Consider the following 24,015-nt stretch of genomic DNA (forward strand, 5'->3'; position numbering starts at 1 on the left):
AGGAATTAAAAATCCATCCGAAACTTAATTTCGACCAAATGAAAACCGAACTGACTTTTGATTGGGCCATGTAGAACATGTTCTGCAGCAGTAAAGACCAGTTTATCAATCACTGGAACAAGTTGGCCTTTTTTCACTTCACCGAGTTCACCACCACGTTTGGCAGAGTTACAGGTCGAATATTGTTTGGCAATCTTAGAAAAATCTGCACCTGCCAGAATCTTCTTCTTAAGCTGTTCCGCAGTATCTTTATCCTTCACCAGAATATGACGGACAATCGCAGTCTTCATGATTTCTTACCTCGTACAGCAGCCACACGCTTAGGTGAAAGCTTTACCTTTTTTAGCGGCTGGCATTCAGGACAATAGACGGATGCGCGCTGGCCGAGCTTGATATTTTCCAGTGTCGTTTCGCAGTTCACGCACATTTCTCCTGCACGGCCATAAGCCAACAGCGTCTGCTGGAAATAACCATTTTCTCCCATAGCATTGGTGTAGTCGCGTAAGGTAGAACCACCTAAGTCAATCGCCTGTTTTAAAATACGCTTGATCTCAACCACCAGTTTTTCAATCTGTTCGAAACTCAAACTTGAGGCTGGCTGGGCTGGATGAATACCCATATTGAACAGGCTTTCAGTTGCATAGATATTGCCTACGCCGACCACGACATGGTTATCCATAATTGCAACTTTGGTGCCAACGTTTTTATTTTTTAGTTTTTCAAATAGATATTCGGCATTAAAAGCATCGCTTAATGGCTCCGGCCCAAGCGTATCAATCAGTTTGCTTTGTGATTGAGCGTCTAACCAGAGAATACAGCCGAAACGGCGCGGATCATGGTAACGCAGCTGGATCTCTTCAAACTGGATAATCAGATGATCATGCTTGCGCAATTCTTCACTGGCTTCACACAAGCGAAAGCTGCCTGACATACCCAGATGCCAGAGCATCGTATCCTGTTCAAATTGCGCCAGAATATATTTAGAACGACGCGTAAGCTGTAGCAGGCGCTGTCCTTGCAGACGGGCGAGATCATCAGGAATCGGCCAACGTAAACTAGGCTGACGCACTTCAACTTTTAACACTTGCTGATTAAGAAGGGGAAGGAGGCTGGTTTTGGTGGTTTCAACTTCAGGTAATTCAGGCATAACACTTGGTAGCTATTATCATGTGGCTAATATTGGGTGTTTTAAGTCTGAATGCAAGTCCTGTTTGAATAGAAATTATGGGCAGGATATTCAAAAACATTTGAACAATTGGTTAAAAAATAAACTTTAATATTGAGCAGGTTTTAGATTTAAATAATAAAAATAGGAAATATATGGGTTGATTTTTAGTATTTAACATACTGAAAAATATAAATTATATAGAATTTATTGTTATATAAAATATATTTTCTTATAACTTAAAGTTTTACCAATAATAAAAAAATTGCTGCGTTTTTAAGTGAAAAGTTATGTAACGTTCTGTATCAAGTCATACAGGGCATGCATCAGGCTGCCTTTACTCTCTCCATATGTTTAGGTTTTATATGAAAAAGTTAAGTCTAGCTTTATTGCCATTGATGGCAGCCATGACCTCTGCTCAGGCTGAATCTGCATTTGATCCTCAAGGACAGTACCTGTTAGGTGACTGGAATGGAAAACGTACTGAACTTGCTCAACAAGGTGTCAAGTTTGAAGCAAACTTACTGACAGATACAGCGTATCTGGCTGATGGCGGACGTAATGAAGGGGCTGATCCTCTAACTTCTGCACAGTTATGGTTGGGTACACAGTTAGACATGGAAAAACTGGCTGGCTGGGATGGCGTAACTGTTCGTGCAGTGGCGACTGCGCGTCAGGGTCAAAGTACATCGGTACGTGATTTACAAGGTGATGCAGCTCAATGGGCCAATGTTCAAGGGACATTTGGCCGTGGTAACCAGGACAGCCGTTTAACCGAACTTTCAATTGAAAAGAACTATAAGGATCAAGGACTGAGCATTAAAGCTGGTCGTCTGGGTCTCGGTATGGACTTTAATGTGATGGCCTGTGATTTTGCCAGTACAGCATTTTGTGCTGCGCAGATGGGTAAATGGCAGGGCAATATCTGGATGAATACCCCAGTCGCACAATGGGGTGCACGTGTAAAACAGCAGTTAAATCCTGAAGTTGCTGTACAAGTCGGTGTTTATGAATTTAATCCAGATAATGGTAATGCCAAAGCCGAAGGTCAGGGCTGGAGTCTGGATACCGACAATGCTGATGGTGTGACCATTCCTGCAGAAGTAATCTGGACACCAAAATCATTGGTAAATGGTTTGCCTGGCAGCTATCGTGTAGGCGGTATGTATAACACTGCTGATGATGTTGCCAACCAGAAAGATGTTGCGACAGGTGAAGGAAAAAACCGCACCTTTGCGGGCTGGTTAGCTGTAGAGCAGCAATTGACTTCAACGGGTAATGACCGTCAGGGTTTACACTCATTCGCTAACTTTACCTGGCATGATCGTGATACCAATAAAGTAGATAATTCACAACAGTTGGGTCTGAAATATATTGGTCTGGTGGATAGCCAGCCGAATGATATATTGGGTTTAGCGGTTAACCGTGTACATGTAAATGACCGCTTTGCAGATTCACGTCCAATTTATGATGCGAGTGCCGAATACAATATCGAACTCAACTACAGCTATAACGCAACAAAATGGCTGATGCTACGTCCAAACCTGCAATACGTTATAAATCCGGGGTCTAGCAATCAAGTGGATAATGCATTGGTGTTAGGTTTGACTACACGAGTGATCTTCTAAAAAGAATTTAATCACGTTATAAATAAACAGGCTCATCAGAGCCTGTTTTTTATTTTTTGGTAAAAAGTTCTGAAAAGCCACTTCACAAAAAGAGGGAATACCGCGTGTCACTACTATTTCAGCCGGTTCAGTTTGGATCATTGCAACTTAAAAATAAAATTGTGATTGCCCCGATGTGTCAGTACTCTGCAACCGAGCAAGGTGAAATCACTTACTGGCATGAACAACAATGGGCCAATTATGCCTTATCCAGTGCAGGTCTTTGCATTGTGGAAGCCACCGCTGTACAACCTGAAGGTCGCATCAGTTATGCCGATTTAGGGCTTTGGAATGACCAGCAGGCCAGCCAGATCAAAACCTTATTGCAAAAGGTCAAGTCAATTTCTCCTATGCCTTTTGCAATACAGCTTGCACATGCAGGCCGTAAAGCCTCTACAGATAAACCTTGGGGTGGCAAAGGGCAGTTCGCCCCAGATCATTCACTCGGCTGGCAAACTGTCTCTGCCAGTGATATTCCTTTCCAGGCTCATGAACATCCACCCAAGTCTTTAAGTGTTGATGAAATCCAGCAAGTGATTCAGGATTTTGCAGCCAGTGCCAAGCGAGCGGTTGAAGCAGGCTTTGAATTGATTGAACTACATGCAGCACATGGTTATCTATTGCATCAGTTCATGTCACCGTTATCGAATCATCGTCAGGATCAATATGGCGGTTCATTTGAAAACCGTATTCGTCTGACGCTTGAAGTATTTGAAGCAATAAAAGCCGCCGTACCAGAAGGTTTTCCAATTGGTGTTCGTATCTCAGCAACGGACTGGATGGATAGTGTAGAAAGTTGGGATGTAGAATCTTCAGTCGAACTATCCAAAGCACTAGAGAAGCTAGGTGCAGTCTATATTCATGTTTCGAGTGCAGGTTTACATGTAGATCAGAAAATTGATGTACATCCGAATTATCAGGTCCCTTTTGCTGAAGCGATTAAAAAGGACGTGAATATTCCAGTCATTGCTGTGGGTTTGATTACCGATGCACAGCAGGCAGAAGGCATACTGGAGTATAAACAGGCTGATGCGATCGCGATTGCACGTGCCTTGCTTTATGATCCACGCTGGCCTTGGCATGCCGCAGTAACGCTGGATGAGAAAATAGCCATTTCTCCACAATATTTACGTTCTGCACCGCATGGCTTAAATCAGTTGTTTGAATCGTTTTAAGGCCATTTTTTCTTAGAAAGGCTTATAATAACGCATCTCAAACAACAGGACATTTCATATGATTATTGCGGTAATTGTGCCCATATTTTTATTATTGGCACTAGGTTACCTGAGTGTGAAATGTCAAATTCTAAAAAAAGAACAGGTCGAAATGGTAGGGGTCTTTGTCATCAAAGTGGCCTTGCCGTTACTGTTCTTCCAGTTTTTAGCCTCTAAAGATCTGCATGAAATCTGGTATTTTGAATACTTTGCGGTCTATACCTCTGTCACTTTATTACTTTATGGTTTCAGCTTCTGGCTGATGCACCGTCAGTTCCGGAATACCTCCTCGCATAGTGCTGTTCTGTCCTTGGGGGCAGCAATGTCCAATACCGGATTGATTGGTACAGCAGTACTCACTTTATTGGTGGGACAGCATGCAATGACCTATACCTCATTGGTGGTCATCATTGAAAGCATGATCCTGATTCCGATGGTGTTGATCCTGGCTGCACTCGGTACACAATATCAAGCCAATCTGGGCAGTCTTGTGAAAAGTACCATTCTAATGCTGTTTAAGAACCCTTTATTTATGGGGGTGATGCTGGGTATGGCCTGTGCGATTTTTGAAATTCGCCTGCCAATTTATCTGGACCAGGTCTTTGCCATGATTGGACAGACTGCCTCACCTTTGGCGCTGTTTGCGATTGGTGGCGGAATCGTGGGCATGAGCCTGAAATATGTGAATCTGCAAAGTTTCTATTTGGTATTTTCCAGCAATATCCTGATGCCGATCCTGATGTATCTAGGTCTTAGTCGACTGACTCACCTGAGTCAGGAAATGATCTATGCTGGGACTTTGATTGCAGCACTTCCTATGCCAACGATTTTCGGTATGTTAGGACAAGCATACGGCCTCAATGAGCGAACCTTAACCCCTTTATTGATGAGTACTATCGCAGGTTTTGTGGTTGCCAGTGGACTTATTACTTTGTGGTGGAGTTAAACAAGCTGACTTACAAATCTATATCCCATAAAAAAGCTCCAATAGGAGCTTTTTTATTTTGATTAAGTCTGATCAACTTTTTTTGGCAGGTGCTTTTTTCTGTTCAGCAATCATTTTATCCACTGCTGCTAGAGATTCTCTGGCCTTAGGAATATTTTCCTGTGCCAGGGCCGCAAAGATCTTTTTCGCTTCAGGCAGGTTTTGCGGAACAATACTACCGTTGGCAAACATATTGCCAATCGCCATCAGGGCAGGGATATAGCCTTTTTTCGCCAGATCCTGAATACTGCTCAAGCCTTGCTGGATCGGCTTTTCATTCTTGGTTTTAAAGCCGTTGCTGATGTCATATAAGGCTTTGGCATGAATGGCCGGCATATTACCCTTGCTAATCAGAGGCTGTAATTTTTTCAAAGCCTGCTGGTCAGAAGCTGTTGTACCTTCAGCAAATAAAAGTATAGCCAGATCTACGGTTGCTTCATCGAAATTGGCTGCCGATGCGCGTTCAAGGTATTGCTTGGCTTTGCCCAAATCCTGCTTAAGGCCTAAAGTACCACCGGTATAATTCTTGCCCAGTACATAGTTGGCCACTGGATAACCTTTGCTGGCGGCCTGTTCATATAGCTGAATAGCCTTTTTTTCGTCCTTGGCAGTGCCTTGGCCAGTTTGCGTTAAATAGCCTAAGTTATAGATAGCCTGTGCATTTCCCTGGCTGGCCAGTTTGCTTAAAGCATCGTAGGCACCCTTGAAATTCTTGGCATTCACCATCTCTTCAATTTTGGCAAATTGAGGGTCAACTGGGGCATTTGAAGTGTTTGCTAGGGCAAATTGGCTGGACACTGCAAGAATTGCAGCAAGTACTAATTTTTTCATTGTTCCGATAACCTTAATTTTTCTAACACCTAATTCCATGGTGCGATTTTTGTCGTTTTCATTTACATCATAAGACGATTTCAGGCTTTGTAAATACTGAATATGTGACTAATTACAAATTATTTGAGAATCATAGAGGAGGTGAATCAATAAAAGCGTGCTCGGTTTAAGGTGTGTTTTATTCAGTCAATCTTTGTCTATTTAATTGTTTAGCCTAATAAAAATAAAAAAGCCAGAATTGAATTCTGGCTTTTGCATCAAGATAACAGGTTATTATTGTGGACGTGCCACATCACCACTTAAAGCTTCAGGCAATTCCAGAACTTGTACATCCAGCTCAGCCAATGCTTCAGGTTTGGCAACTACCAAAGCCTGATAACCCTCATCTGTACCAATGCTATTGACCACTTCGACGTCATTGTGCAGCTTGGTCGCAACAGCAGGTGCTTCACCTGTACCTTGAATCAAATGCAACCAGTGTTTTGGCTTGGCTTTGAACCATAAGCGAGCAATCACTTCCTGACCCAGATAACAGCCTTTGTCATAGTGAATGCCTTCACGTTGATGAAGACGCAATTCCTGTGGCTGGAACAGGGTCGCAGTAGTTGCTTGAATCCAAGCCTGACCTGAAGCAATAGCTTGCTGTTGCCAAAGGGTAATATCCGTTTCAGTTTCAACAAAATCAGTCTGGATATCATTAATAACTGGATAAACCGGGCCAACCTGTTCCAGTTTCATTTTTGAAAATGCACCAAACTTTTTAATGTGGCTGGCCAGTTCTGCTGCCTGATTTTCAGGGCTGACAATTTCAAAGCTTTCCGGATTAATTTTTTTCAGCCAGATGCCGAACTGGATACGTCCTTTCAAGCTACAGATCGCTGTATAGCGAGTCAGGTTTTCAGCCAGAGTTTCGACATTTAAAGTAACTTGACCCTGAAGGAATTTTTGCGCATCTACTCCATTCAGCGTAAATAAGGTAAAAGCAGGAGATGTTGCCATGATCAGCCTCAGTTTGAATACTAAAAATCAATCAACCTATTGTGCAGCAAGCATTTAATAGAGGCAAACAAAAAAGCCAACAATCGGGATCATTGGCCTTTTCAGGAGTGTCTAATTAGTGATGATGCGACGAGGTTGGCAGAGGTGAATCACAAGGGAATTTGCCCCCACAGACCCTTACTGTTTCCATCATGCCCTGATCTTCATGATCGAGGATATGACAGTGCTGTACAAAATCACCTTCAAATTTCTTGTAATGACTTCGAAGAATAAATTTATAGTTCGCCTTGATAAACAGGGTATCCTTGAATTGTCCTTTCATACCACGATATTGCACATCATCTGTATCATTATCATCAGGCGCTAATTCACTCACATCAACTTCTTTAGATTCGCCATTAGGACCAGTGACAGTTTTTAAGATTTTAACAATCTGGAATGGATTAACATGAATATGGAAAGGGTGGCCACCAAAAGCTTCGGTTGTCAGTTCCCATTCATCCGTTTGTCCAATTTGTAACTGACGTACATATTCACGATCCGGATCTTTGGCATGTGTCCGACCGACTGATCCTTCGCCATCAAATGCATCTCCAAAACTGAGTAAGTCACCATTTTCTTTATGGCGGAAGCCAAATTTAAGACCATTTGCGAAAGCCAGTTCAAATTTACTGTACTGTTTTGGTCTGGAAGCGACCAGCTTGTCAATTGCAGGAGTCATTAGGGATGGATGATCGGTAAAGGCAGTAAGATCAAGTTTGGATAACTGAGTCTGAATCTCTTTGCTTAAACCAATTTTTTTCGCGCGCTCTTGCAGGAACTGGGCAGGAGTCTGCGCTTTTGTTTTGCTTGCCTGTACATTGACCCATCCCAGTAGTTGGGCATTGAAAGGGTGGTTTGGAGCTAGTTGAGGAGTAATTTGACCCGTTGGGATCGGTGCATTCACTTCATCCTCAATATTTAATTTGGAGTCATAAATACAGTATTTATTGGTGGTTGGGAAGGTAACCATTGCATCATGACGATAACCAGGCTGGAACACAGACAGTGTTCTGCGCTGTACCTGAGTCATGGTCAAACCATCTTGAGCAATCGTATAAACAGGTAAGCTTTTTAAACTCTCATTAAACTCTTTTGGATCTGCTTCCTGATATGCCAGACAGGCTTTAAGGGTGTCTGCGGCGCTAAATTTACTGGAGTTTGGCAGTTCTTTAATAATCAAACCAATGGTGTCGCGTACACCACCATGAATCATGCGCCAGCGATTAAAAGTATTCTGTTTAACTTTGATCTCCCCTAAAACTTTACCATTGATAGACGTATAAAAGTTCTGGCCGGCCCAAGAGCCAGGATTAGCGATATCTGTATAATCTTCAAGTAATCCTAAGCCTTTACCTTCGCAATTGTTGGGAATATCGAATTTTACATCCGGGTCAGGGTTAGAGCATCGATATTGAATTTGCTGGAATAGCAGGATGTTTTCATTTGGATAGCTATTTTTTTCTTTCCATAAAATGTCCATATCGCCTGTTTCAGTAACTTTGCCATTTTTGAATTTTGGTGTTCTTGAGCCTTCTACAATTAATGGGCCTGCCATACCGCTCGATACCTGAATAGCCGTTGAGCCATGCAGATGAGCGTGATACCAGTAGGTTCCTGCCGGATGATTCGGCTCCATTTTGTACTGATAGTCAAATTTTTCCTGAGGTTTAAATTTCAGGAAAACATTATCACTATTGCCTTGAGGGCTTACCCAGAAACCATGGGTATGCAGGTTAGTAGTATTGAAACAATGTGGATCGTTCACATTATCCACTTTGTCTGGACAGGTGGCTTTCTGTTCAGGTGGAAGCTGGTTATTTAGGTTCATTTTCAGGGTTTCACCTTGTTTCACTCGAATCTGCGGACCGACTAAAAGATCTTCAACAGACTCTCCAGCTTTTTTCTTGTTAAACAAGCTGGCATTAGTGAGATAACCTCTGACGAACAGTTGATCCCAGGTACTATTTCTCGGATTGTAAATCTTGCCGGTTTTATAAGCGACGATCAGTTCATGGGTGCCTTTGGAATTTTTTTGCAATAGTGGCGGATTGCTAATCAATGTATCGGGTGTTGTTGGAGTAGGTTGTGGATTATTGGGATTATTGGGAGTGGTTGGTGGGTTAGGATTGTTGGGAGTTGGCGGTTTAGGATTGGAAGGATTTTTACCTCCATTCCAGCTTGCTGCCAGTACAGCGATCACTGCAGCAACGATACCAATAATGGCGAGTTGTATCATTGTAATCACCCTTATGTGCTTTTGTGATGAGTGTTGTTGTTGTGAAGCAATTCGAGGGTAGATTTACAAAGTTGAGATACAGACTGTTATCACCAAATTAGGGGGAGGGCGACAGACGGTAAGCTAAAATGACGTGTGTAAAGTATTTTAGAAAGGAATGTATTTCATAAGCCCATGTTTATGCATCAATGCCTTATAAATATTTAACATATTTCTAAAATTGTAAGAAAGTCTTAAAAAATATATGGAATTGAGAATGAAACTTATTTCAGGGTATGTCTGAACCTGAAAATGATTTTTTTCGCCTAAACTCATCGAGCAATATCTGCAATGAAATTTACCATTTCCGGTTAAAAATTATCTTTAATACTGAAATAAAAAACATAGATTCAGTTTTTTATTAAATGAGCTATTTCTAAAATTAAAAAATTCTAAGCTTTGATTTGATATGAAATTTATCCTTAAACTGATTCGAATAAATCGATTATTTTTTATGCGGTTATTAATATCTCATACTAAAGGATGAGAAAGATTTAGGTCGATTTTTCAGAAAAAATGCAATTTAGAGTCAAAATTCTAAAGTATGGGTCATAAATTTCGGTAAAAATACTATTTTTAGTATTTAAGCTTTTGAAAATTATAAAATTTGGGAAATGGACTTTCGGCAGCGTACAATGCCTTTATTAAAAAACAAGTCATCAAGATATTTTGATGAATAAAAAGAGTAATGAAAGAGGGCAGGCAAGCTATGAACAATAACTACCGGAAACCGCTGCAAGGTACCCAGCTGGAATATTATGACGTGCGTCAAGCCGTAGAAGATATTCAGCCAGGCGCATATGCCAAACTTCCTTATACATCTAAAGTGCTGGCCGAGCAGCTGGTACGCCGTTGCGACCCTGCGATTTTAGAACAGTCTTTACGCCAGTTGATTGAGCGTAAACAGGAACATGATTTTCCTTGGTATCCGGCGCGCGTGGTATGCCATGACATCTTGGGGCAAACGGCACTGGTCGATCTTGCCGGTCTGCGTGATGCAATTGCCGATCAAGGCGGTGATCCATCTAAAGTCAATCCAGTGGTGCCGACCCAGCTGATTGTCGATCACTCGCTGGCAGTAGAATACGGCGGCTTTGACCCAGATGCATTCGAAAAAAACCGTGCGGTAGAAGACCGCCGTAATGAAGACCGGTTCCATTTTATTGAATGGACTAAAACAGCATTTGAAAATGTCGATGTGATTCCTGCCGGTAATGGCATCATGCACCAGATCAATCTGGAAAAAATGTCACCGGTGATTCAGAACCGTAATGGCGTGGCATTCCCGGATACCTGTGTGGGAACTGACTCTCATACCCCTCATACCGATGCGTTGGGCGTGATCTCAGTGGGTGTTGGTGGTCTGGAAGCTGAGAACGTGATGCTGGGCCGTGCATCTTGGATGCGCTTACCAGACATTATCGGTGTGGAACTAGTTGGACAGCGTCAGCCGGGCATTACAGCAACTGATATAGTACTGGCTTTAACTGAATTTCTGCGTAAAGAGCGTGTGGTTGGTGCATACCTCGAATTCTTCGGTGAAGGCGCAGACAGCATGTCAGTCGGTGATCGTGCCACGATTTCTAATATGACCCCGGAATATGGTGCAACTGCAGCCATGTTCTATATTGATCAGAACACCATTGATTATCTGACGCTGACTGGTCGTGAATCTGAACAGGTCAAACTGGTTGAAACCTATGCGAAAGAGATTGGCCTGTGGTCATCAGAAATGACTCAGGCAGAATATCCACGTGTATTGCGTTTTGACCTATCGACTGTCACCCGTAACATCGCTGGTCCATCCAATCCACATGCGCGTGTATCAACATCTGACCTGAAAGAAAAAGGCATTGCGGGTGTGGTAGAAAACCGTACGGATGGCTTAATGCCAGATGGTGCAATCATCATCGCGGCAATTACTTCGTGTACCAATACTTCAAACCCACGTAATACCGTGGCAGCAGGCTTGTTGGCACGTAAGGCTAATGAACTTGGTTTAGTGCGTAAACCGTGGGTGAAATCATCTTTTGCTCCGGGTTCTAAAGCAGCGGCGTTGTATTTGGAAGAAGCAGGCGTACTAAAAGATCTGGAGAAACTGGGCTTTGGTATCGTGGCCTATGCATGTACCACCTGTAACGGCATGTCTGGTGCGCTTGATCCGAAGATTCAGCAGGAAATTATCGACCGTGATCTGTATGCGACAGCAGTCTTGTCGGGTAACCGTAACTTTGATGGCCGTATCCATCCTTATGCAAAACAGGCTTTCCTGGCATCTCCACCGCTTGTCGTGGCTTATGCGATTGCCGGTACCATTCGTTTTGACATTGAGAAAGATGAACTAGGCACAGACAAAGATGGCAATCCGATTTACCTGAAAGACATCTGGCCATCGGATGAAGAAATTGATGCTTTGGTGAAAGAGTCCGTGAAGCCAGAGCAATTCAAGAAAGTGTATATTCCAATGTTCGATCTGGGTGAGCGTGAACAGGCAGCAAGTCCACTGTATGACTGGCGTCCGCAAAGTACCTATATCCGCCGTCCGCCATATTGGGAAGGAGCTTTGGCTGCACCACGTACTCTGGCAAATATGCGTCCGTTAGCAATCCTTGGCGATAACATCACTACCGATCATTTATCTCCATCAAACGCGATTGTGTTGGATTCAGCAGCGGGTCAATATCTGGCGAAAATGGGCTTACCTGAAGAAGATTTCAACTCTTATGCCACGCACCGTGGCGATCACCTGACTGCACAGCGTGCAACCTTGGCGAATCCGAAGCTGTATAACGAAATGGTGGTACGTTCTGACGGCACCATCAAACAAGGTTCTAAAGCGCGTGTAGAGCCGGAAGGTGAAGTGATGCGTATGTGGGAAGCGATTGAAACCTACATGAACCGTAAGCAACCGCTCATCATTGTTGCAGGTAAAGATTATGGTCAGGGTTCAAGCCGTGATTGGGCAGCAAAAGGTGTGCGTCTGGCAGGTGTAGAAGCGATTGTGGCTGAAGGCTTTGAACGTATTCACCGTACGAATCTGGTCGGTATGGGTGTACTTCCACTTGAGTTTAAGCCGGGTACAGATCGTAAAACTTTGAAGCTGGATGGTACTGAGCTATATAGCGTAATGGGTAATATTGCGCCACGTTCGACTTTGACTCTGGTGATTGAGCGTGCGACTGAAGATGGCAAAAAACAGACCATTGAAGTGCCGGTGACTTGCCGTCTGGATACTGAAGAAGAGGTTTCTGTGTATGAAGCGGGTGGGGTATTACAGCGCTTTGCGCAGGATTTCTTGGAAGGGAATGTGGCTTAATTTTTATTAAATCTTCCCCCAACCCTCCTTTGAAAAAGGAGGAAGTTCCCCTCTTTTTAAAGAGGGGTTGGGGTGGATTAAAGTTATTGAAATTAATTAGAAAAAAACCTACTGTTGAGTGGGTTTTTTTATAGAGAAAATAATGTCACTTTTAAGAGAAATTCAAAATGACGCTGTTAATTCTAATGTGAAAATTTCAGACTTATTGAGAAAATGCAAAATTTTAGCAGTGAGACTAGGAAGTACAGAATTTCAAAGTTGGATAAATAAGGAGTTGAATGGTTATTCTTCAGAAGATGAACTACCTGAATATAGAATTATTGAAGTCAATTCTAAAGGAAATTTTGCTGGAGCATTTGGAGCGAGTTTAACTAATATAGATATACCTTCAATTTGTTTTGATCAAGAGCATCATGAAGATATCCATCAATCATCTTTAGTAGGATCAATTTCTGAATTGGAAACTTTAGTAGAAAATAGTGTGAGGCAATCAATCAACTTAAGACAGCCTTGGAATCCGAATTTTGTTGCTCTATTCGGTAAAAATATTTACCGAGGATATACATGTATTCAAGCTTGGAGAGAGATTTCACCAGCTCAAGTACAGGGAATTATTGATTTAATTAAAACGAAAATTTTAGATTTTGTTTTAGATATTGAAATGATCAATCCAGAAGCTGGTGAAGCTTTATTAAATTCTTGCCCAATCCCACAAGAACAAGTTAGTCAAATTTTTAATATTAATATTTCTGGCAATGTTCAAAACTTAGCTTCAGGAAATCATCACAGCACTATCCATCAAGAAATTAATAACTCTCAAATTCCTCAAGAGTTTCTAGATTTATTAAGTACTTTGAGAAAATCTGAAATCGAGGAAGAGTTAGTTAGCGATCTAGAACTAAGAATTGAAAAATTAGGAACCTCAATTGGAACACCAGAATATACTTCCCAATATGGTGAGCTAATGAGTTTTCTCTCTAATCATGTGACTATATATACTTTCTTAGCTCCATTTATTCCAATGCTATCAAGCTATTTATCATAGAAAGTGAAAGTGACTAGGCACAGCGACGAAATATCATTAGATCACAAATAAAAATAACACTTAGCTTTAACGACACTATCATTTACAAAAATGGACAATAGACATTCATCACAACAGAGTTATACTGCTTAGACCATTTTCTAAAACAACGGAGAACAAAGATGGTTACAGCTGGCTCAAAACCGGGAACAGGTTTCTATTTTTGTGTTCAATGCGGACATCGCGTCTTCTTAGAAATTGGTACAGACCGACTACCACCGTGTACCAAATGCCTCGGCACCCAATATAACGATAAGGTTGCCTAAGCACACGATATTCAAAACAGAAGATCCTGTTTTAAATAAAAGCCCTATCACCCCATAGGGCTTTTTTGTTAGCGTATAATTTACATTATAAAAATGGCTTAAATCTCAAGGGCAAGCAGCATGGAAACAATCCTCGGTTTATGTATCGGTATCGGCTTGAGTGCAGCCTCTGGTTTCCGTGTTTTTGTGCCTTTGCTGATAATGAGTATTGCCGCATTGATGGGCTGGTTTGAACCGATGACCGGTTTTGAATGGCTGGCCATGCCGGCAGTCTGTCTGGCTTTAGCCATCGCGACTATCTGTGAAATTGCTGCGTATTATATTCCCTGGGTGGACAATGCCATCGATATGATTGCAACGCCTGCAGCCATGCTCGCCGGAACTCTGACCACGATGGCTGTGAGCAGTGGAGAAATGTCCCAGTTTGCAGCTTGGGCCGCAGCGATTATTGTCGGTGGCGGAACAGCAGGGGCCGTGCAACTGAGCAGTGTTGCAGCACGTGGACTATCAACTGCCACTACAGGCGGTGTTGCGAATCCCGTACTCTCAACCGGAGAGTGGATCGGGGCTATTCTGTTATCCATTCTGTCATTGCTTTTGCCAGTGTTAGCTGCCTTGCTGGTCGTAATACTAGCCATCATGGCGATTCGCTGGATACGTCAAAAAAAGAAAATCAAGCTAGAAAATTCCGCCTTATAAGAGTCAGATAAATAAATATTTATCACTAATTTTTAATGAAATATTTGCTTAAAGAAAGGTTCTCATCTTGTTCATTAAATTGCTTGATTTTTATTCAATAAAGACATAATTTTATTATGGGATTGCAAAAGACATAATTTTTGTATGGTTTTTTGGTGGTTGAACTTTATAAAAATAATATTAGGGGAACTGTGAATGATTAAATTTATTGTAGATGAACAAGAGTCTGCCCAAGGCGTGCACTATATTCATAACGCAACTGAAGGCTGTGAAGACCTGCCAGAATTTGATAACCAGATTCTGATTGGATATTTTGCCAATTATGATTTGGCTTATAAACGGGCAAGAATGAACTGGCCGAGGGAGAAAGTAGAGGGCTGTCATAAGTGCTGTACAGAATGAGATTTATAGACATATTGGACATCATTTAAAACCCGCTATACAGTGGGTTTTATCATTTATCCTGTTTGAAAAATGATCAATTTGACCCCATATAAAACTATAGATTTATCATGTTTAGGGCTGCTCAATTGCAACATTATCTTGATCTCAATCATGACTCGGGTGTGGCCAATTATGAGATTGGCAATGAGTTTATTCGGGTTCAATTCAAGAAAACTTCGAAAGTGTATACCTATAGCTATAGCAGTGCGGGCTATCAGCATGTGGAAAATATGAAACAGCTGGCCCAGTATGGTGATGGCTTAAATGCCTATATCAATCATCATACCCGTCATCTGTTTGTACGCTAAAAAGTGATCGCTGGAAGTGAGAACTGAAACTTTTAGCTCAAAATATTTAAACCATTTCCCTTTAGATCACAGATACAAATCAGCAGTTCCTGAGGATTTGATTGATCTGTTAACTTAAGGATAGATGGCTCTACAGGCAGGGAATCACTATGGATCTCGATTTCTGGTGTCGGTTTTTACTTTATACATTGGCTTTGAATTACAGCATTTTAATGCTCTGGTTTTTGCTGATTGTCTTTGCACGAGACTGGGTGAAACGATTGCATGGTCAATGGTTTCAGCTCTCAGATCCAACTTTTGATGCCATTCACTATAGCGGCATGGCCATCTATAAAATCGGGATATTTCTGTTCAATCTGGTTCCGCTAATTGCCCTATATTTGATGGGGAAAAGTTAGGAGATAAAACTTTCCAAAGTTCCAGGAATAAATAAAACTGATAGTCGCATCAGCATTACACAGAGCAGTTTAAACGCTTAAAATGCTCGAAACAAAATAACAATATGGAAAAGGAGTTCGGCTCAATGAATCAGTTTAAATCCGCCTTGATTTTAGGGGCTTTGATCGGCTTGGGAATGATTATTGCCGGATTCATTCTGGGTAATAGTGCGGTCAAGATTAAACAGTATGAGCGGATTGTTTCCGTAAAAGGTTTATCGGAACGTGAGGTTAAAGCCGATGTTGCAGTCTGGCCCATCCGTTTTAGTGGCGGTAGTCAGGATCTGACAGAACTGTATGACACTATGGAGCTGCAAACCCAGCAAATTCAGGCTTTCTTAAAAGGTGAAGGTTTTAAGGCAGAAGAAATTACCACCGGTTCTCCAGTCACTACAGATAAATATGCCCAGCAATACGGCGGTGATGCCAATGTTGCCTTACGTTATACCGCGCATCAGACCATTACGGTTTATACCCACAATATTGATGCAGTCCGTGCAGCGCAAACCCGTCTGGTCGCTCTGGGTAAAAAGGGCATTGCTTTTGGTGGTGATGATTCTGGGCAAAGAACGGAATATATCTTTACCAAATTGAATGACATCAAACCAGCCATGATTGAAGAAGCCACGCAAAATGCCCGCAGTGTGGCAGAAAAGTTTGCCGCGGATTCTCAAAGCCGTCTCGGGAAAATCAAGACTGCCAATCAAGGTTTGTTTAGCATTGAGGACCGTGACAGCAATACGCCTTATCTAAAGAAAGTTCGTGTGGTTTCTACAGTGGATTATTATCTGGCTGATTAAATGGCTGGAAAGCTGAATAGAGGGGTCTAAAAAATTTAGAGCAGAATGAGGTTTTACATGAAGATAAATTCCAGTAATTCTGCTCTTTCTGCAATAAAAGATCTTTATTTTGAGGTGAAAGGTAAAAAATTCTTCTTCAAATATATTTAAAGAAAAATATTTTCAAAAATCGGGAAAATTAAAAAATCTTAGGAAATTAATTTTGCCGCAGCTTGGCTACTATATATCTCAAGGGTGTGATGGGATCGAAAAGAGTAGCATGCTGTGAGTGGCGCAAAACGCGAGTGCAGTACGAACCCAAAAGGTCTCGATTCGGCTTAGGACGCTATAGACCAAAAGTTTATAGGCTATAAGATCATTTCTTACAAAGAGTGATAGTTGAAGTAAACCATCAAGATGTTTTCCCAACACCCTCAAAATTTTCTCCTCTCATAAAAACAATCTTCTCCTCCAAACTGTTGAACACCTTCCCTACCCAGTCACTTATATTCTTCCTAAATAGCTGTAAATTCATTTGAGATTCAAATAAATACTATTTTAATCACATATCTAATCTATTTTATTTACAGCCTATAGCTTTCGATTATCTTATGTTTAAATATTACTCTAATGTCGCTGGTTGTTTATAAGTATTTGATATAAATAATTTAAAGTATAATATGTTTAATATTTACTCACAAATTATATCCTTGAAAAATAAAACAGAATGCTATGATAATTTTGCATATAAGAAAGGGGCACGTCCCATGAAAAAATATGAATTAGAAATCAGTTATCCGCATCAAGAAGAAGACGAAGCAGAACAGCTAGGCAGCTTATCGGCAGAAGAAATTCTCTCTACTTTCAAGTCCATTAACTGGCAACAGTTACGGGTTTTACAATTACAGATGCAAGCCGCCATTACCACTTTTACCGTAACAGACTCCGATGCTGAACAGTCGATTCAGATCACACTGAATGAACTGGCGCCGTCAGGTCAGCTTGAGTTCAGGCTGGAAAGTGATATTGAAGTCGAAGCTCAACATAAAATTCTGGGATTGTTTAGCCTGAAAAACAAAGACTATGTGTCATTTCGCAATCTGACTATGTCACAGGTTCAGCAATATCTTATGGCATTTTTAAATGAAGATCTCGACAGACTGAAAACCCAGTATCAGTCGGGTCATTCAGTATCTCCCATCAGTGCAGCGTCCAAAGCTTAGTCAGGCACTGATTCTGTAACAGGGCTGGATTGACAGTATTCCCTGACATTGTTATTTTGCGCGTTTTCTCCTGAATGCTTACAGCACATGCCTATTAACGACAACTTCGTCTACGCACCGCCTCAAGATCCATTGCATATCCTGTATGAAGATGATGATCTGTTCGTCATTGAGAAGCCGGCCGGTTTGTTGTCTGTTCCGGGACGTTTGCCTGAGCATCATGACAGTGCTTATTTACGGGTACTAGAGCGTTATCCGAATGCCAAAATTACCCATCGTCTGGATATGGCGACGTCTGGCATCCTGATGTTTGCCAAACATCGCGATGCTGAAGTGGCAGTCAGTAAAATGTTCCAGGCACGTACAGTCAGCAAGCACTATATTGCGCTGGTACAGGGAGAAATTCAGACCGAGGGCAGTGTCGATGTACCTTTGATTACTGACTGGGAAAATCGCCCACGGCAAATGGTGCATTTTGAACTGGGTAAAGCTGCCAAAACACTCTATCAACGGCTGGGATATCTGCCTGAGCAAGACATCAGCCGGGTATTGCTAACGCCAATTACCGGACGTTCACATCAGCTCAGAGTCCACATGCTGCATATTGGTCATCCGATTATGGGCGATAAAATCTATCATCCGGAACCAACGCGTAGTCCTCTTAATCGCATGGCCTTGCATGCCAGTGAACTGACTTTTACTCAACCCTTGAGTGGTCATAAAGTTGAAATTCTTGCACCTGCACCATTTTAGTAAAATTTAAGCATTCAAAAAATGAATATGGATTCTGATAAATATTTAAATTTTAGTAAGCTGCAACAGAAATGTCAGAATTTATTTCAGTCATCGGAAAATTATGGAGTTGAATTTAAGCAGTTTTCTAGAAAAATTATGTTCTGAATCATGTCTTATCAAGTAATGATTTTTTGAAATTAAAAAAGTGTACCCGGAAAAATTTCAGGAATCATTTAAGGGACTTTATCACTTTATCTTTAGTTTAACTGTTTGATCTATCTATTTTTATTCAGTTTTTATCAAGATTTGCAGTCTCTCAGGGGTTTGTTCTTATAACATTCGATATAAAAATAAAAACCCCTTTAATTGATTATCACCAACAGATTCATTTTAAGTAAATTGATAGGCATAAAAATATTAAGGTTTTATAGGTGAAAAATCATTTAAAAGATCAATTATATTAAATGTTTATGGTCATTTTTTATCTTTGATTCTCATCATTAAATTATGCAGAATAACTTTAAAACATCATAAATTTTTAATTTTTTAGTGCCTATATATGGTGCAAGGGGTAAGGGACAGGATGATGCTAAGTGGCGCGCTCTTTGTTCTCGCAAGTGTTTTAATCATTGTATTACTATGGGTATTCAATAGCCTGAAATTATCAAGAAACAATATTCAGTCCTTACAGGAAAATCTGGATCATTCACGCAGTAAATTGGCTGATTATGAAACACAAGTTAATGAATTAAATTATGAAATGACCCAGCTACGGATGCAACTGGGAAGTGCCAGAACTGAACTGAATAAATATAAACAATATCAGGATATCTGTGACATCGAACAATACATTATTAACCGCAGCTTGCAGGCCGAAAATTTCGTAGAAGTAACCAAGCTTGATGCTTCCATCATGCTGGATGATCTCAAAGCCTATATCGCTCAGGTCAAAGCGTATTTACAGAATTTACAGACTCAGGCCGAAGCTGATATTGAGCGACAGGCCCGAAAAGCTTTACAGGCTTATTATCAACAGGCCAAAGAACAGCAGCGACTGCAAGAAGTAGTTGAAGCTCTCGAGCATAAGATCAAGGGCTATCAACATGGTTTTGATCTGCCGGTCACGCAGCTTCTGGATCAGCTCATTAGTGGCTAAAACGATACTGATGCAGCCCGGCATTTACTGACTATCAGAACACAGATTGAGCAGGCCAAAGAACAGCAGCAGGTGGCTAGCTGTAACTATGTTGATGAAGACCGTCGCAAGAGCACCATTGCGATTTTGAGTCTGGCATTTAATAGCAGGGCAGAATTCTATTTGTCCCAGTTAAAGACTCATAATCTGGGTGAAATGCTGCAAGCCCTAAAAGATGATTATCGCCTGATGAACTATAAAGGGCAAAGCTTGAGCCAGGCCATGATTCAGGAGTCTTATCTGAACTTACGTCTGGAAGAGCTTAAATTCGCCGCCGTTTTACTACAATTACGACAGAATCAAGAGTCTGAGCCATCTGCAGTGATCGCTTCCTAACTACAATTAAAAAATCCAGATCAACCGATGAAATTTTTTAATCTGCAGATTGATATGCAGGTATTTTTAATTAGATGAAAATGCAGCTTTTTTTTCAAATTCTTAAATTTATATTGATAAAATTCAGTTGGTTATTTAGAGAAATTCAATTTTTTTTCATATTCTGTACTCGATAATTCAAATAAAATAAGTTAAGCTGAATCGAATAATAAAACATCATAATAAGGATATCTCTATGGCACGCGATTATGACAAATTCCCTGACGATGAAAATGGTCATGTACTGTGGCAAATGTATCAGGATGGTGATGATCTGCAGGACGACCATGAAATTGAATTCTCGATAGCCTTTAATAGTGAAGAACAGGCTGACCGCTGTGCATTGCATTTACTCAAAGAAGAACAAAAGATAAGCCTATATCAGGATGAGGAGAGCGATACGCTGGAATGGACAATTACCATTCATGTCTATATGCAACCTACCTATGAAAATATTGTCGATCTGGAACAATGGTTTACCAGAATTGCTGCTGAATTTCAGGGTGAATATGATGGCTGGGGCTGTATGGCCTATGTTTACGATGATGAAGATGACCCGGAAGAAGGTGAAAGCAAACTGCGTAGCAGCTAATCAAAATTTCCTTATTCAAGCCCGGTTAAGCCGGGTTTTTTTATGGCCTGCGGTATCGGTCGGGTCAACTGTAGTTTTTTGTTATACATCCTATAAAATGGATAGATAACAATTATATTTAGGCCGTACAGTATGTTGGGCAGTTATTTAAATACTGAGGCCGACGAGATCGGGATGATCCGTCCGAATAATAAATAAAAATAATCTTTCAGTAAGAACAAGAAAAAAAGGTAGGCTGAAATGAGTTATACCCTAAAAATGCATCGCGTATTCAGTGCGCCACCGGAACGGGTGTACCGGGCCTTTATTCATCCAGATGCTATTGCAAAATGGCTGGCACCGCATGGCTTTACTGCCAGAGTTGAGCATGCCGAAGTCAAACCGGGAGGCAGCTATAAAATCACCTTGACCAATTTTGCCACTGGTACCCAGCATCATTTACATGGCACCTATCATGAAGTTATTCCTAACCAGTTACTGCGCTATACCGATTGCTTTTCTACACCTGAGGTCAAAGGTGAAATTGAAGCCACGCTCATCTTTGAAAAAGTGTCTGTAGGCACCAGCCTGCATATTATTCAGGTGGGTTATCCGGATCTGGTACCGCCATCTGCATGCCACTTAAGCTGGCAGGAGTCATTGCAACTTTTGTCTTGGTTGGTCAATCCACATATTTTGGATGGTTAGGTTCAGTTAATTAAGTTGAGCGGGAGATCCTTTTAAAGCTTGAGCATGAGCCCACCCAAAGATGCTATAATTCAGCTTTAATTTTTTGTTTTTTCTTTTATTTTTTATTTTGTTGAGGTTGCTATGGCTCTACCACAATGCCCAAAATGCCAGTCTGAATATACTTATGAAGATGGTGACTTGTTAATCTGCCCAGAATGTGGATATGAGTGGAAAGAAGGGGAAGCAACTGAGGAAACCGTGGTCATCAAGGATGCGCATGGCAATCTGCTGGCTGATGGCGACACAGTTACGGTGATTAAGGATCTTAAAATTAAAGGATCTTCTTCAGTGGTTAAAGTCGGGACTAAAGTCAAAAATATTCGTCTATTGCCCGATGCAACTGATGGACATGATATTGACTGTAAAATTGATGGCATTGGCGCCATGAAGCTCAAATCTGAATATGTGAAAAAAGCCTGATACGTTCTTATACGAATGAGTGCTTTCGGTCTTCGGGTTTGAAGGTTTATGCTTCTTCCTCAAACTCGAAGATCAATCTCTTCTGATCGCTATATCATGCCTGGATCTTTGCTTTATGCCTCATCTTCATCTTGAATATTCAGATAATATTCAGCAGCTTGAAACCCGACCTTTAATGTTGGCAATTCACCAGGCCTTATTTAACGCCGGTTATATTAATGACCCGAATGATTTAAAAAGTAGGGCGATTGTACAGCAGGATTTTGTGATTGGACTAGAGCAGGAGACAGATCAGGCTTATGTGCATGCTAAAGTTTCTCTCCTGACTGGTCGTAGTCTGGACATCCGCCAGGCAATTTCCAAGCTGGTACTTCAGGTCATGCAGCAGCACATTGTCTCGCAGCCGGGGTTAAAGATTCAGCTCTGTGTTGAAATTCTGGAAATGGACAAAGAGACTTATACTAAAGCTATTATTTGATTTTTTTTAGATTGAAGTGAGGACTAGGAAATGAAGTTTTCTTAGTTTCTCTCTTTATCTTGAATACATCAGAACTAAATAAAAAATTGAGAAGTATCAAAGCGATTTTGAAATATAAAGAACGATAAATAAAACTAGAGCATGAAAATTTAAATAATCAGTCAAAATTCACCTGATTATTGCAGTTGATCAGAAAATTTTGCCTATAATTAAAAAAATAGTGTAATTTTAGGTATTAGGTCACACTTTTGACCTGATATATGGGGGATGGGTAAAACCAGGACCCATTCACATAATTAAAAATAATGAAAAACAAGAAAGACTGAAAGTAATGAGATGCTTGAAATCTCGTTTTTCAAGTCTGAATAAAACCTTATAGAGAGGTATTCAATGAAAATAATAGGGGAAGAATGTCTGGCTCAGGAAGTCAGGACATTTTTACAAAAATGGGATCAAGCTATTTGTTCACTTGAATTCAGCGAAATTCGTCAACTTTGCCGACCAGATGTCTGTCTGATTGATATTAGCTCCGAACTGAAAGGGATCGAGGCTTATCAGGCTGCATGGCAACAGTACCGCCCATATATGCGCAACAATGGTATGCGCGTTGAACGGAAGGAGGTCACCATTCAGGTCAATAATGACATGGCTTTCGTATATGGTTATGTCCGGATTGCCTATGCGGCGATGGAACGATATTTCCCTTTGCAATGGTGCCGCTTCAGCATGGTCTTGAGCAAGCAGCAAGATCAGTGGCAATTGCATTATCAACATATTTCTGTCCCTGTTCAGGAGAAGACTGAAAAACTGCGCCCTGTGAAACTGGCAGGTTAAGGCAAAAGTTTTAAATTTCATTGAAACAAGATCATCACATCTATTTGTCCATTCTTGAAAAAAATCGCCATAAAAAAGCCTGAATCGTTCAGGCTTTTTTATTTAGGGAAGATTAAAAGCGTTTTGGAATGCGCTGACCATTCGGTACCGGAATTTCCGCATTTTTTAATACACCAAATAACCAGGTTTCTGCATGTTGTACGGCTGTTTTCAACTGTTCACCCAAGGCTAGACGTCCGGCAATGAAACTCGCCAGTGAACAGCCTGAGCCATGATATTCACCTTCCAGGCGCGGACAACGGGTTTCGTTGATCAATTCACCCTGAATATATAGACGGTTCTGGATATAGTCGGGAGTATCTTCGTGGCCACCTTTAACAAGAATCGCGTGGGCACCCATTTCGAACAGTTTCTGCGTGGCTTGATCTAAATCCTGCTCACCTGTCAGAGCGCGCAACTCGACTGTATTTGGAGTTAAAATCGTGGCTAGCGGAATCAGTTGTTTAAACGCTTTGACCAGTGTGGCTTGATTGCCGAGTGAGCCACCACTATTGGCTACCAGCACTGGATCCAGTACATACTGATAGTCCGGATGCGCAGTTAGAAATTCTGCCAGTGCTTCAATATTTTCAGTCGTTCCCAGCATGCCTGATTTAACACAACGAATCGGCAGATCCTTTACCACAGCATTGGCCTGAGCCAGCAGTAATTCCTTTGAAGTTGCTTCAAAACCAAAGACCTGTTGTGAGTTCTGGATAGTCAGGGCTGTACAGGCTATTGCAGCATGAGCACCACTTTGACCGATGGCTTCAATATCTGCTTGAAGGCCTGCTCCACCTGAAGGATCTAAACCTGAAAAGCAAAGTACGGTAGGTCGCAAAATGATGTCCTTCATTCACTAAAATTGCCTTAGTATAGGCAAA

The 24,015-nt window shown here is 41.2% G+C and carries 24 protein-coding genes and 1 pseudogene; 19 read left to right on the top strand and 6 right to left on the bottom strand.

Annotated elements, in window-relative coordinates; genetic code table 11:
* Positions 1–5: 5 nt before the first annotated feature.
* Together FTU00_RS11265 and mutM are read right to left on the bottom strand one after the other, a co-directional pair.
* A complete protein-coding gene (locus FTU00_RS11265; RefSeq protein ID WP_004785172.1) occupies positions 6–290 on the bottom strand; it encodes a peptidylprolyl isomerase in 285 nt (94 codons plus the stop codon).
* Positions 287–1,147: a bifunctional DNA-formamidopyrimidine glycosylase/DNA-(apurinic or apyrimidinic site) lyase gene (gene mutM, locus FTU00_RS11270; protein ID WP_180003847.1), complete on the bottom strand. Its 861-nt coding sequence runs from the start codon at positions 1,145–1,147 to the stop codon at positions 287–289. The genes FTU00_RS11265 and mutM overlap by 4 nt, the downstream gene beginning before the upstream one ends.
* Positions 1,148–1,530: 383 nt before the next feature.
* On the opposite strand from mutM, the gene FTU00_RS11275 reads away from it, so the two are divergent.
* The 3 genes from FTU00_RS11275 to FTU00_RS11285 all read left to right on the top strand — a co-directional run bounded on the left by FTU00_RS11275 (position 1,531) and on the right by FTU00_RS11285 (position 4,992).
* Positions 1,531–2,793 (top strand): carbohydrate porin, encoded by a 1,263-nt coding sequence (locus FTU00_RS11275; RefSeq protein ID WP_180013552.1) that lies wholly within the window; start codon positions 1,531–1,533, stop codon positions 2,791–2,793.
* Between the two features lie 104 nt (positions 2,794–2,897).
* A complete protein-coding gene (locus tag FTU00_RS11280) occupies positions 2,898–4,007 on the top strand; it encodes an NADH:flavin oxidoreductase/NADH oxidase (protein WP_166139114.1) in 1,110 nt (369 codons plus the stop codon).
* Between the two features lie 58 nt (positions 4,008–4,065).
* Positions 4,066–4,992, top strand: coding sequence for an AEC family transporter (locus FTU00_RS11285; protein WP_180179720.1), 927 nt, complete (start codon positions 4,066–4,068; stop codon positions 4,990–4,992).
* 72 nt (positions 4,993–5,064) lie between these two features.
* On the opposite strand, the gene FTU00_RS11290 is transcribed toward FTU00_RS11285, so the two are convergent.
* The 3 genes from FTU00_RS11290 to FTU00_RS11300 form a co-directional block, all read right to left on the bottom strand.
* Complete coding sequence (locus FTU00_RS11290) at positions 5,065–5,862, bottom strand: tetratricopeptide repeat protein (RefSeq protein WP_180105087.1); 798 nt, start codon at positions 5,860–5,862, stop codon at positions 5,065–5,067.
* A gap of 273 nt (positions 5,863–6,135) precedes the next feature.
* Positions 6,136–6,861 carry a folate-binding protein YgfZ gene (locus tag FTU00_RS11295; protein ID WP_180105088.1) on the bottom strand — a complete coding sequence of 242 codons (726 nt, stop codon included), beginning with the start codon at positions 6,859–6,861 and terminating at the stop codon, positions 6,136–6,138.
* 115 nt (positions 6,862–6,976) lie between these two features.
* Entirely contained in the window at positions 6,977–9,139 is a 2,163-nt protein-coding gene (locus FTU00_RS11300; RefSeq protein WP_180179721.1) for a multicopper oxidase family protein, read from the bottom strand.
* Positions 9,140–9,887: 748 nt separating this feature from the next.
* Between FTU00_RS11300 and acnD the strand changes: the two genes are divergently transcribed.
* The 16 genes and pseudogenes from acnD to FTU00_RS11380 all read left to right on the top strand — a co-directional run bounded on the left by acnD (position 9,888) and on the right by FTU00_RS11380 (position 23,092).
* The gene (acnD, locus tag FTU00_RS11305; RefSeq protein WP_180179722.1) at positions 9,888–12,494 is read left to right on the top strand and encodes a Fe/S-dependent 2-methylisocitrate dehydratase AcnD; all 2,607 of its coding nucleotides are present in this window, start codon (positions 9,888–9,890) and stop codon (positions 12,492–12,494) included.
* Between the two features lie 142 nt (positions 12,495–12,636).
* The gene (locus FTU00_RS11310; protein WP_180004510.1) at positions 12,637–13,539 is read left to right on the top strand and encodes a hypothetical protein; all 903 of its coding nucleotides are present in this window, start codon (positions 12,637–12,639) and stop codon (positions 13,537–13,539) included.
* A gap of 107 nt (positions 13,540–13,646) precedes the next feature.
* Entirely contained in the window at positions 13,647–13,844 is a 198-nt protein-coding gene (locus FTU00_RS11315) for a zinc ribbon-containing protein (protein WP_257229525.1), read from the top strand.
* Between the two features lie 120 nt (positions 13,845–13,964).
* Positions 13,965–14,543, top strand: coding sequence for a DUF4126 domain-containing protein (locus FTU00_RS11320; RefSeq protein ID WP_180179723.1), 579 nt, complete (start codon positions 13,965–13,967; stop codon positions 14,541–14,543).
* A 195-nt stretch (positions 14,544–14,738) separates the two neighbouring features.
* The gene (locus tag FTU00_RS11325) at positions 14,739–14,945 is read left to right on the top strand and encodes a hypothetical protein (protein WP_034705268.1); all 207 of its coding nucleotides are present in this window, start codon (positions 14,739–14,741) and stop codon (positions 14,943–14,945) included.
* 128 nt (positions 14,946–15,073) lie between these two features.
* Entirely contained in the window at positions 15,074–15,295 is a 222-nt protein-coding gene (locus tag FTU00_RS11330; protein WP_004785142.1) for a hypothetical protein, read from the top strand.
* Between the two features lie 149 nt (positions 15,296–15,444).
* Entirely contained in the window at positions 15,445–15,693 is a 249-nt protein-coding gene (locus tag FTU00_RS11335; protein WP_180138863.1) for a DUF6868 family protein, read from the top strand.
* Between the two features lie 125 nt (positions 15,694–15,818).
* Entirely contained in the window at positions 15,819–16,532 is a 714-nt protein-coding gene (locus tag FTU00_RS11340) for an SIMPL domain-containing protein (protein ID WP_034705273.1), read from the top strand.
* A gap of 746 nt (positions 16,533–17,278) precedes the next feature.
* The gene (locus FTU00_RS11345) at positions 17,279–17,734 is read left to right on the top strand and encodes a hypothetical protein (protein WP_004785138.1); all 456 of its coding nucleotides are present in this window, start codon (positions 17,279–17,281) and stop codon (positions 17,732–17,734) included.
* A gap of 87 nt (positions 17,735–17,821) precedes the next feature.
* Entirely contained in the window at positions 17,822–18,487 is a 666-nt protein-coding gene (locus FTU00_RS11350; protein WP_180179724.1) for a pseudouridine synthase, read from the top strand.
* A 568-nt stretch (positions 18,488–19,055) separates the two neighbouring features.
* Positions 19,056–20,000, top strand: a pseudogene (locus FTU00_RS11355) (hypothetical protein).
* Between the two features lie 235 nt (positions 20,001–20,235).
* Positions 20,236–20,631, top strand: coding sequence for a ribonuclease E inhibitor RraB (locus tag FTU00_RS11360; RefSeq protein ID WP_004785133.1), 396 nt, complete (start codon positions 20,236–20,238; stop codon positions 20,629–20,631).
* A 240-nt stretch (positions 20,632–20,871) separates the two neighbouring features.
* A complete protein-coding gene (locus FTU00_RS11365) occupies positions 20,872–21,318 on the top strand; it encodes an SRPBCC domain-containing protein (RefSeq protein ID WP_180179725.1) in 447 nt (148 codons plus the stop codon).
* A 123-nt stretch (positions 21,319–21,441) separates the two neighbouring features.
* Positions 21,442–21,780 (top strand): zinc ribbon domain-containing protein YjdM, encoded by a 339-nt coding sequence (locus FTU00_RS11370; protein ID WP_034705280.1) that lies wholly within the window; start codon positions 21,442–21,444, stop codon positions 21,778–21,780.
* Positions 21,781–21,895: 115 nt separating this feature from the next.
* Positions 21,896–22,258, top strand: a complete 363-nt coding sequence (locus FTU00_RS11375) for a 5-carboxymethyl-2-hydroxymuconate Delta-isomerase (RefSeq protein WP_004785128.1) — start codon at positions 21,896–21,898, stop codon at positions 22,256–22,258.
* 390 nt (positions 22,259–22,648) lie between these two features.
* A complete protein-coding gene (locus tag FTU00_RS11380; RefSeq protein ID WP_159123697.1) occupies positions 22,649–23,092 on the top strand; it encodes a nuclear transport factor 2 family protein in 444 nt (147 codons plus the stop codon).
* Positions 23,093–23,204: 112 nt separating this feature from the next.
* Here FTU00_RS11380 and FTU00_RS11385 read toward each other — a convergent pair whose 3' ends face one another.
* Positions 23,205–23,972, bottom strand: a complete 768-nt coding sequence (locus FTU00_RS11385; protein ID WP_180012494.1) for a hydroxymethylpyrimidine/phosphomethylpyrimidine kinase — start codon at positions 23,970–23,972, stop codon at positions 23,205–23,207.
* Between the last annotated feature and the right edge of the window lie 43 nt (positions 23,973–24,015).

Origin of the sequence: Acinetobacter sp. YH12041, from assembly GCF_013419975.1 — a bacterium.
GTDB lineage: Bacteria > Pseudomonadota > Gammaproteobacteria > Pseudomonadales > Moraxellaceae > Acinetobacter.